The organism is Streptomyces hygroscopicus subsp. hygroscopicus, from assembly GCF_001553455.1.
In the GTDB taxonomy this organism is placed as follows: domain Bacteria; phylum Actinomycetota; class Actinomycetes; order Streptomycetales; family Streptomycetaceae; genus Streptomyces; species Streptomyces hygroscopicus.
Genome location: NZ_BBOX01000124.1, coordinates 1 through 10,088, shown reverse-complemented (window position 1 = coordinate 10,088; position 10,088 = coordinate 1). Strand labels below are relative to the sequence as shown.

Here is a 10,088-nt window from a genome sequence, read left to right as displayed (position 1 = left end):
CATGTGGACAGCTGTTGACGGAACGGACCGGTGGGGTGCTGAATAGCGCGAGTGAGGACTGAGCTGCCCCTGGTCACACGCGACCACATCGACTTCGGTCGGGTGTGGTCCGCTTCCTGTTCCGGCTGACCCGGCAGCGGGCCGTCCCACCGGCCTCCTCCCCCTTCCGATCGCAGGCCCCGTCGCCTGAGCCCCGCGCCTGACGCGCCATCACCCCGGTACCACGCCGCGTTCCGCGTCCGGGGCGTTTCTCCCTTTCCCCTTTTCCGAAAGGTCAGCCCATGCCCGTGGAGTTCCTCGGCATCGCCGCCACCAACGACGGCTCGGAGACCGGTCCGCGCTCCGGCGCGGCCTTCGACAAGGAGTACACCCTGCGGCTCGCCCGGGCCCATGAGGACCACGGCTGGGACCGGGTGCTGTTCGCCTACGGCTCCGGCTCACCCGATCCCGCGCCCGCCGCCGCCTACATCGCGAGCCGGCTGGACCGGCTCCAGATCCTGCTGGCCCACCGGCCCAACGTGTCCTATCCGACGTACGCCGCCAAGACGTTCGCGACCCTCGACCGGATCAGCGACGGCCGGCTCACGGTGCACTTCATCACCGGCGGCAACGACCATGAGCAGCGGCGCGAGGGCGACACCCTCACCAAGGACGAGCGCTACGCGCGCACCCGTGAGTACATCCGGATCGTCAAGAAGATCTGGACCACCCGGGAGCCCTTCGACCACGAGGGCGAGCACTACCGCTTCCACGACTTCGTCAGCGATGTCTTCCCGGTCCAGCAACCGCGCCCGGACGTCTCGTTCGGCGGCTCCTCCCCCGCCGCCTACGCGGCCGGCGGGGCCGAGGCCGACATCTACTGCCTGTGGGGCGAACCGCTGGAGCGGACCGCCGAGCAGATCGCGGCGGTGAAGGCGGCGGCCGCCGCGGCCGGGCGGACCGACGTGCCCAGGATCCAGGTGGCGTTCCGGCCGATCATCGCCCCGACCGAGGAACTGGCCTGGGAGAAGGCGCACCGCACGGTGGACGCCATCCGGGCCCGCAAGGAGCGGGGCGAGGCGACGACCGTGCGCCACCACCGCAGGGGTGCTCCCGAGAACACGGGGTCACAACGGCTGCTCTCCATCGCCGAGGCGGGCGAGCGCTACGACCGGGCGCTGTGGACCCCGACCGCCGCCGCCACCGGTGGCGCGGGCAACTCCAACGCCCTGGTGGGCACGCCGGAGACGGTGGCGCAGGCGCTGCTGGACTACTACGACCTGGGCGTGGACATCCTCTCCGCACGCGGCTACGACCTGCTGGACGACGCGATCGACTTCGGCCGGTACGTGATCCCGATCGTCCGCGAGGAGGTCGCCAAGCGCGACGCCGAGCGCGCGGCCCGGGGCCCGCAGACCCTCGCGGCGGTGCGCTGATGACCTCCGTGGCCGGGCCCCCGCCCCGGCTGACGGTGGTCCGGGTGACGGTGGACGATCCCCGGGTCGAGCCGCTGCTGCGCGAGCTGGCGCACGAGTACTCCACCCGCTACGGCAGGTCGGCCGACACGGAGCTGAACCGCTATCCGGCCGCGGAGTTCGCCCCGCCGCACGGGGAGCTGCTCCTGCTGCTGGAGGGCGGCGAGCCGGTCGCCGGGGGCGCGTACCGGCGGTACGACGGGCGGACGGCGGAACTCAAGCGGATCTGGACGCACTCGGGCCACCGGCGGCGCGGGCTGGCCCGCCGGGTGGTGGCGGAGCTGGAGCGGTCGGCCGCCGAGCGCGGCTACCGCCGGATCTACCTCACCACCGGGCCCCGCCAGCCGGAGGCGCGCGGGCTGTATCTGGCGACCGGCTACACCCCGCTGTTCGATATGTCGGCCGACCCGGAGACCATCGGTCCGCTCCCCTTCGAAAAGGCCCTGTAGGCGCGGCGGACCCGGTCCGCCCGACAGCCGTTCCTCCGCCCGCCCGGCCGCTTCCGGGCGGGCGGACGCATTCCCGGTTTACGGTTGACGGTTCTGCGTCAAGTGTTCGTGGATGTTCGCGAGCCCGGTTTTAGGATGCGGTAATTCTGCCGCGTCCACGACCGCCCGAAGGCATACCATGACCAAAGTCCTGAACGCCGACGTACTCCCCGGGCCGACCGAACTCAAACACGTCAAGCGACGACGTCCGGGACTCCTGGTGGCCAATGCGATCGTGCTGGTATTGGCCGCGATGGCGGTGACCACGATATTCACCAATCCCCGTTTCGAGTGGAACACCGTCGCGAAATACTTCTTCGAGATCCGGGTGCTGAAGGGCATCGGGGTGAGCATCGGAATGACCGCCGCCACCATGGCGCTCTCCCTGGTCTTCGGCACCGTGGTCGCCCTGATGCGCATGGGCGAATCCCGGCTGATGTCCACCGCCGCCGCCGCTTTCATCTGGGTTTTCCGCAGCATTCCCATGCTGGTGCAACTGCTCTTCTGGTACAACCTCGCCGCTCTTTTTCCCACGCTGTCCCTCGGCATTCCGTGGGGACCGCGGTTCATCACCTTCGACTCGAACACCGTCATCGGCCCGCTGACCGCCGCGATCATCGGCCTGACGCTCCATGAGACCGCTTACATCGCCGAGTTGATCCGCTCCGGGCTGCTCGCCGTACCCGACGGACAGCGGCAGGCGGCATCCGCGCTGGGGTTGACACCGGCTCAGATCTTCTTCCGCATCACCCTCCCCCAGGCGCTGCGGGTGATCGTCCCGCCGATGGGAAATGAGCTGATATCTCTCCTCAAGGCCACCTCCCTGGTCAGCGTGATCACCCTGGCCGACCTGCTCTACTCGGTCCAGCTGATTTACGCCAAGAACTTCCAGACCGTTCCACTGTTGATCGTGGCCGCCATTTGGTACATGATCATCACTGGCGTCATCACACTTCTGCAGCAGCGCCTGGAGCGACGTCTGGGACGACACACCCTGATTTCGGCCGACCGGGCCGGGAAAGCGAAGAGGATCGAGCACTCGGTATGACCATGGCATCCACGACCGTGGCATCGGAAAAAGAATCGCAGGTCATCGTCTCCCTGCGCGGGATCCGCAAGTCGTTCCGGGGCACCGAGGTACTGCACGGCATTTCCCTGGATATCCACCGGGGTGAGACGATCTGTCTGATCGGTCCCTCCGGATCCGGCAAGAGCACGCTGCTGCGCTGCGTCAACCACCTCGAAGTGCCGGACGAGGGCGTAGTGGTGGTCGACGGCAGCGTCATCGGCTACCGGGTGCGCGGCCGCACCCTGCACCAGCTCGGCCCCCGGGAACTGGCCGCCCAGCGTTCGGCGATGGGCATGGTGTTCCAGAGCTTCAATCTGTTCCCGCACCTCACCGCCCGCGAGAACATCGTGGAGGCCCCGCGCCGGGTGCTCGGACTCTCCCCGGCCGAGGCCGACGCGCGGGCCCAGGAGCTGATGGCGCGGGTGGGTCTGGCGCACAAGCTCGACAGCTATCCGGAGAAGCTCTCGGGCGGCCAGCAGCAGCGGGTGGCCATCGCCCGCGCCCTGGCGATGCGCCCCAAGGTGATGCTCTTCGACGAACCGACCTCCGCCCTCGACCCCGAGATGGTGCAGGAGGTGCTCAGCGTCATCAAGGACCTGGCCCGCGACGGCATGACGCTGGTCGTCGTCACCCATGAGATGCGCTTCGCCGCCGATGTCGCGGACCGGATCGTCTTCATGGACGACGGCCGGATCGTCGAGGAGGGCGCCCCGGACCGGCTGTTGCGCGCTCCCGCCCATGACCGCACCCGCATGTTCCTGTCCAAGGTCGTCTCATGAGCGCCGCCCGCACGGCCGCCGGACCGCGCCCGGCCACGACGCCCGCGCCGCCGCGCCGCGCGAGCGGAGAAGCGAACGGGAGAAACGCAGGATGAGCAGAGAACTTCCCTTGCCCGCCAAGACCGCCCAGCGCCTGAAGCTGTGGGACGGCTACCGCTCGTACCAGTACCTGGAGGCCGGGCGGGACTTCCGCGCCTTCGAACTGGCCCCCGCGCTGGGCCGGGTCCCCGGGTCCGCGCTGGAGTGGAGCGAGGACGTCGAGGTCCGTGCGCGCGACTTCGAGGCGCGCCATCCGGTCGTCTCCGCCCATGACCACCTCTCGCTGCGCCCCGCGGACCCGGCCGACTTCGCCGAGTACCGCCGCCAGGGACGGGAGTCGATCCCGTACCAGGGCATCGCGCACTCGGGGGTGGACCTGTTCTTCGACGGCGGCCCGGCCGCGGTGAGCATGATCCGCTCCCATGCCCCCTGGGACTGGGACGACGCCGTCAGCGATCTGGCCATGCGTCAGGCCGACTTCGCCCATCAGCGGCTGGTGGCGCCCGTCCGCACGCTGGCGGACGCCGACCGGGCACGGGCCGGCCATCAGGTGGGGGTGGTGCTGACCCTGGAGTCCGCCTCCCCCATCGGCAACGACATCGACCGGCTCGATCTGCTCCACGGGCTCGGCGTGCGGCTGCTCGGCCTGGTCTACAGCGAGAGCAATCAGCTGGGTTCGGGGCTCGCCGACACCGGTGACACCGGGCTGACCCTGCTCGGCCGCCGCGCGCTGCGCCGGATGAACGACCTCGGGATCATCGTCGACGTCTCGCACAGCGGGGACGCCACCGCCCTGGACGCGGTGCGCCGCTCCACCGCCCCCGTGGTGATCACCCATGCCGGGTCCCGGGCGCTGTGGCCGACCCCGCGGATGAAACCGGACGATGTGATCCGGGCCTGCGCCGGGTCCGGGGGGTTCATCGGTATCGAGGCGGCGCCGCACACGACCATCACCGCCCGGCACCCCCGGCACAGCCTCGACTCGGTGATGGAACACCTCGAGCGCTGTATCGACCTGGTCGGCATCGACCACGTGGCCTTCGGCCCGGACACCAACTTCGGCGATCACACGGCCTGGCACCGGACGTTCGCCCCGCTCTTCGGCAAGGACGACGCGCACGACGGGAAGACCCCGGAGCTGCCGCCACATGAAGAGGTCGACTACGTACGCGGCTGTGAGAACCCCGCGGAGGCGGTCGGCAACATGATCCGGTGGCTGTTCGACCGCGGTTACTCCGAGGAGGACGTGGCCAAGGTGGCCGGGGGCAACGTACGGCGCGTCGCCGAGACCGTGTGGGGCCGCTGACCGGTCCCGCCCTTCCGCTTCCGCTGCCCCCACCTTCCGGAATGGAGCAAGCCATGCGCAACCGTCCCCACGCCGCCGCGGGCGTCCTGCTGGCCTCGCTGACGCTGACGCTGTCCGCCTGTTCGGTGGACGACACCCCCGGCGACGGCAAGGCCGAGAAGAACCGCTCGGCGGCCACCCTGGCCCCCGAGCCCAAGGACAGCGCGCTGGCCGCGGAGGTGCCGAAGGCGTACGCCGGGAAGACGCTCATCATGGGCGTCAGCGAGTACGCGCCGTATGTCACCTTCGGCTCCGACGGGAAGATCACCGGGCTGATCCCGGATCTGTCCGCGCAGCTCTCCTCGCTGCTCGATGTGAAGATCAAGGTGGAGCGGACCAGCTTCGACGCGGTCATACCCGGGCTGAAGTCCGGCCGGATCGACCTCAGCGCCCCCTCCGGGGACTTCACCGAGCGTCAGCAGCAGGTGGATTTCGCCGACTTCGCGCAGAGCAGTGTGACGCTGATGGTGACCAAGGACGGCTCCTTCCACCCCAAGAACGGTCTGGAGCTCTGCGGGCACCAGGTCGGCGTGGAGAAGGGCGCCGGAACGCAGAACGTGCTCGCGGCGCAGAACAAGCGGTGCGCCGCGAAGGGCAAGCCGCCGGTGGACGCCAAGCTCTACACCGATCTGCCCGCCGCCTCGCTGGCGCTGCAGAGCAAGCGGATCGACGCGGTGGCCGCGCCCAGCGCCTCCAACACCTCGGTGAGCCAGAACTCCAGCGACCGCTTCGAGACGCTGGAGCTCAAGGACATGCTCGACCTGCCCGCCGCGAGGGCCGTCTACGGCATCCAGGCCAAGAAGGGCTCCGGTCTCGCCCCCGTGATCGTCAAGGGGCTGCGGAAGATGTACGACTCCGGCACCTACGCCAAGCTCTTCGGCCAGTGGGGGCTGCCGCTGTCCACGGTCACCCGGGACCAGATCGCCCTGAACGGCTCCAAGCAATCCCAGACCCAGTGAGTTCTTCCATGGCACGAACCAGTCAGACCGAACCGGCCGGCGAAAGAGAGCGGGCGGCCCGGGAGGAGCCCGCCCGGCTGCTGGACGAGCGGGTGTGGCGACGCACCCTCCGCGTCCCCACCCGGGACGGGACCGTCCTGGCCGCCGACCTGTACAGCGCGCAGGAGCGGCCGGGCCCCCGCCCGGTCATCCTGGAGCGCACCCCCTACGGCCGCCGCGCGATGCGCGGCTCGGACCGCAGCCGCCACGACGAACCGGTGCCGACACCGGAGGAGACCTCGGCGTTCTTCGTCCGCGCGGGGTACCACGTGGTGCGGCAGGACTGCCGGGGCCGCGGCGATTCACAGGGCACCTTCGTGAAGTACCTGGGCGAGGGGCCGGACGGCGCGGACACCATCGAGTGGATCGCCGCCCAGCCCTGGTGCGACGGCCGGGTCGCCATGATGGGCGTGTCCTACTCGGCGCACGCCCAGACGGCGGCGGCGGCCGAGTCCCCCGCCGGGCTGGCCGCGATGTTCCTGGACTCCGGCGGCTTCGCCAGCGCCTACGAGGCCGGGATGCGGATGGGCGGCGCCTTCGAGCTGAAGCAGGTCACCTGGGCCTTCCGGCACGGTGAGGAGAGCCCGGAGGCGCAGCGGGACCCGCTGGTGCGCAAGGCGTTCGCGGGGACGGACCTGCGCGACTGGTTCACCGTGCTGCCGTGGCGGACGGGCGTCTCGCCGCTGCGTCAGGTCGGCGATTACGAGCGCTATCTGCTCGACCAGTGGCGGCATGACGCCTTCGGGGCGTACTGGCGCCAGCCGGCCATCTACGGACGCGGCCACTACGACCGCTTCCCGGACGTGCCGACCCTGCACATGTCGAGCTGGTACGACCCCTATGTCCGCTCCACCATCGAGAACTTCACCGCCATGGGCCGCCTCAAGCGGTCCCCGGCGTATCTGGTGATGGGGCCGTGGACCCACGGGCTGCGCTGTGTCACCTTCGCCGGCGATGTGGACTTCGGCCCCGCCGCGACCTTCAGCGACAACGTGGACACCTCGTACCTGTCCTTCCGGCAGCGCTGGTTCGACGCGGTGCTGGGCGGCGGCGATCCGGAAGTGATCCCGCGGGTCCAGTACTTCCTGATGGGCGGCGGCGACGGCCGGCGGGACGAGGCCGGGCGGATGCGCCACGGCGGCCGGTGGCACACCGACACCCAGTGGCCCCCGGCCGGGACCCGGGAGACCGCGTTCTACTGCCACACCTCGGGCGAGCTGAGCCGGGAGCGGCCGACGGCGACACGGGCCTGGGTGGAGTACGACTTCGACCCCAGCGACCCGGTGCCCACCCTGGGCGGCCAGGTCACCTCGGGCGAGCCGGTGATGGTCGGCGGCGCCTTCGACCAGGTGCCGGACGAGCGGTTCTACGGCGCACGCCCGCCGTATCTGCCGCTGAACTCCCGGCCCGACGTGGTCTGTCTGGTCACCCCGCCGCTTCCGGAGCCGCTGGTGGTGGCCGGGCCGGTCACGGCACGGCTGTTCATCTCCTCGTCCGCGCCGGACACCGACTTCACGGTGAAGCTGATCGACGAGTATCCGCCCAACGAGGACTATCCGCACGGTTTCGCCATGAACCTCACCGAGGGCATCTTCCGCTGCCGCTTCCACACGTCGTTCGAGCGCCCGGAGCCGCTGGAGCCGGGCGAGGTGTACGAGATCGAGATCCCGGTGCCGGACACGGCCAACCGCTTCGAGGCCGGGCACCGGCTGCGGGTGGACATCTCCTCGAGCGACTTCCCCCGGTTCGACGTCAACTCCAACACCGGGGTGCCGGAAGCGGTCAGCCGCCGCAAGGTGGTCGCGACCAACCGCGTCCACATGGACGCCGGGCACCCCTCGGCGGTGCTGCTGTGGACCCAGCCGGGCTGAGCCGTCAGCGCATGATGGTCGCCAGCACGTCCTGCCCCAGCCGGAGCAGGGTGCTGGTGGCCAGCCGGTGGTAGACGTACTTGCCCTCGCGCTCGGACTCGATGAGCCCCGCGTCCCGCAGCTGGCGCAGGGTGCGGGAGACCTGGCTGTCGGCGAGCCCCAGCCGCTGGGCCAGCTCGGAGGTGGTGATGGGCTCGCCCAGCAGATGGCGGCACAGCTCCATCCGGCCCAGGGACGCCAGCGCGGACATCCGGGCCCGCAGCTCCGCCTGGGTGAGCTGATCGGCCGCCCCGCCCTCCTGGGCCGCGAACTGGAGCACCACGGGGTGGGACTCCTCGTCCTTGACGGTCAGATGCGGCCAGACGTGGACGGAGGGGATCAGGAACAGCGGGCGCGGGCCGATCTCGATCTCGGCGACGGCCAGCTTGTCGTAGCGCACCCGTGAACCGCCCCGGGAGACCACCGCGGTGGGGCTGAGCCCGGCCAGCACCTCGGCCAGACCGCGCCGCCGCACATCGCCGCGGACCTGGGCGGCGGCCGACTCCAGCCGGTCGCGGACCGTGCGCCACTCGGCGGCGAAGAACGCCCCGGCGCAGGTGTCCAGGAAGTCCAGGAGCCGGCCGCGCAGCCCCTCGGGCGAGGCCACCAGGTCATGGGCCAGCTCCCCGCGCCGGAAGGACCGCCGCTCGCACTGGGCCACATAGCGGCCGGCGGCCTCCGGGTCGGTGAGCAGACTGCGGGCCGGGGGCACGGCCTCGCGGAAGCCGAGCACTCCCTGCGAGCACAGCTCCACGAACTCCTCGAGCGGCAGCCGCTCCAGCTGGCGCAGCTCGTCCTCGAAGGGCTGGTCCAGCGGGAGTTCCAGCGGGAACAGCAGCCGGCAGCGGAGGCGGGCCCACAGCGGGGACAGGGCGCTCATCTCATGGGCGAGGGAGGGCGCGATCGCCGTCCCCAGCCGGTGGGTCCAGCGCTGGGCCTCGGGGTGGTGGTCGGGCTCGGCCATGATGTGCAGCACCGACATGAGCTCGGCCAACGGCGAGCGGCCGACGTGCACGTCGGCCGCTCGTGCGCACTGGAGGTTGAGCGTGATCCCCACACCCGCAGGTTACTCGGCGGGTTCCGGACCCGGCCGGGGAGTCTCCGGGAACCGCGTTCCAACCCCCTGGTCACAGGCTCGCCGGGGCCGCCCGGGAGCCGGTCGGGAAGGCCCGGTAAGCCGGTTAAGCCGGTCATGGGAGCCGGTCGGCAACGACCGGTCACCGGAGCCGGTCGCCGGAGCCGGTCACGGGGGCCGGTCGGGAACGGCCGGTCACGGGGGCCGGTCACAGGCGGGAACAGCCGGTCACGGGGGCGGGCCGGTCACGGGGGCCGGTCACGGGGCAGCAGGGGACCCAGCGGACCCAGGTCGAGGTTCAGGTCGTCCTCGGTCAGCCCGAAGTGCTCGCGCAGCTCTTCCATGTTCCGCTCCAGGGCCATCAGCGTCAGCCCGAGCTTCTCGATCTGCTCATCGCTGATGCCGCCCTGGTCGACGCGGCGCAGCGCCTGCCGCTCCATGAGCTGCCGCAGCAGCTCGACGATGGTCAGCACCAGACCGGCCAGGCTCTTGCGGACCGACTCCTCGTCCACCTCGATCCGGCGGCCGGGCCGGGGGGCACGGTCAGCCGTCACGGCGCTCCCCCTCCGCTTCGTCCCGCCCTTCGTCCTCGGCCCGTACGGAGGCGATCAGGGCGCGCAGGGAGATCCGCACCAGGTCGATGTCGGCGATGGTGAGGGTGATCTCCCCGGCGATCACCACGCCCCCGGCGAGCACCCGGTCCAGCAGATCGACCAGGGCCACCTCGCGCCGCTCGATCGCACGGGTCACGACGGCGTCTCCTGCGGCCGGGGCTCACCCGCCGGCTTCGGCGGAGCGGTGAAGGAGTACGGCGGCCACGGGCCGCTGAGCTCCAGGGTGACGGCGGGGGGGGTCGGCGTCCCGCCACGAGACGGTCGACCGGTCCGGGTACGGTACGTACCTCCGTCGTCGTTCGGTCGGTCGACCACGA

At 70.9% G+C, this 10,088-nt stretch carries 10 protein-coding genes; 7 read left to right on the top strand and 3 right to left on the bottom strand.

Annotated features, from left to right (window positions below):
• The first annotated feature begins 281 nt into the window (after nt 1–281).
• The 7 genes from AXW62_RS14380 (at nt 282) to AXW62_RS14350 (ending at nt 8,043) form a co-directional block, all read left to right on the top strand.
• On the top strand, nt 282–1,415 hold the full coding sequence (locus AXW62_RS14380) for an LLM class flavin-dependent oxidoreductase (protein WP_030829148.1): 1,134 nt from the start codon (nt 282–284) through the stop codon (nt 1,413–1,415).
• Nucleotides 1,415–1,903, top strand: coding sequence for a GNAT family N-acetyltransferase (locus AXW62_RS14375; protein WP_060944878.1), 489 nt, complete (start codon nt 1,415–1,417; stop codon nt 1,901–1,903). The genes AXW62_RS14380 and AXW62_RS14375 overlap by 1 nt, the downstream gene beginning before the upstream one ends.
• Nucleotides 1,904–2,081: 178 nt before the next feature.
• Nucleotides 2,082–2,990, top strand: coding sequence for an amino acid ABC transporter permease (locus tag AXW62_RS14370; protein ID WP_060944877.1), 909 nt, complete (start codon nt 2,082–2,084; stop codon nt 2,988–2,990).
• Nucleotides 2,987–3,790, top strand: coding sequence for an amino acid ABC transporter ATP-binding protein (locus AXW62_RS14365; protein WP_370595147.1), 804 nt, complete (start codon nt 2,987–2,989; stop codon nt 3,788–3,790). Before AXW62_RS14370 ends, AXW62_RS14365 begins: the two co-directional genes overlap by 4 nt.
• A 91-nt stretch (nt 3,791–3,881) precedes the next feature.
• On the top strand, nt 3,882–5,135 hold the full coding sequence (locus AXW62_RS14360; RefSeq protein ID WP_060944876.1) for a dipeptidase: 1,254 nt from the start codon (nt 3,882–3,884) through the stop codon (nt 5,133–5,135).
• 53 nt (nt 5,136–5,188) lie between these two features.
• A complete protein-coding gene (locus AXW62_RS14355; protein ID WP_060944875.1) occupies nt 5,189–6,133 on the top strand; it encodes a transporter substrate-binding domain-containing protein in 945 nt (314 codons plus the stop codon).
• An 8-nt stretch (nt 6,134–6,141) separates the two neighbouring features.
• On the top strand, nt 6,142–8,043 hold the full coding sequence (locus AXW62_RS14350) for a CocE/NonD family hydrolase (RefSeq protein WP_252368605.1): 1,902 nt from the start codon (nt 6,142–6,144) through the stop codon (nt 8,041–8,043).
• 4 nt (nt 8,044–8,047) lie between these two features.
• On the opposite strand, the gene AXW62_RS14345 is transcribed toward AXW62_RS14350, so the two are convergent.
• The 3 genes from AXW62_RS14345 to AXW62_RS14335 all read right to left on the bottom strand — a co-directional run bounded on the left by AXW62_RS14345 (nt 8,048) and on the right by AXW62_RS14335 (nt 9,907).
• Nucleotides 8,048–9,139: a helix-turn-helix domain-containing protein gene (locus tag AXW62_RS14345; protein ID WP_060944874.1), complete on the bottom strand. Its 1,092-nt coding sequence runs from the start codon at nt 9,137–9,139 to the stop codon at nt 8,048–8,050.
• Nucleotides 9,140–9,402: 263 nt separating this feature from the next.
• On the bottom strand, nt 9,403–9,711 hold the full coding sequence (locus AXW62_RS14340; RefSeq protein WP_060944873.1) for a gas vesicle protein K: 309 nt from the start codon (nt 9,709–9,711) through the stop codon (nt 9,403–9,405).
• On the bottom strand, nt 9,701–9,907 hold the full coding sequence (locus AXW62_RS14335) for a gas vesicle protein (protein ID WP_060944872.1): 207 nt from the start codon (nt 9,905–9,907) through the stop codon (nt 9,701–9,703). Before AXW62_RS14335 ends, AXW62_RS14340 begins: the two co-directional genes overlap by 11 nt.
• Nucleotides 9,908–10,088 lie beyond the last annotated feature (181 nt).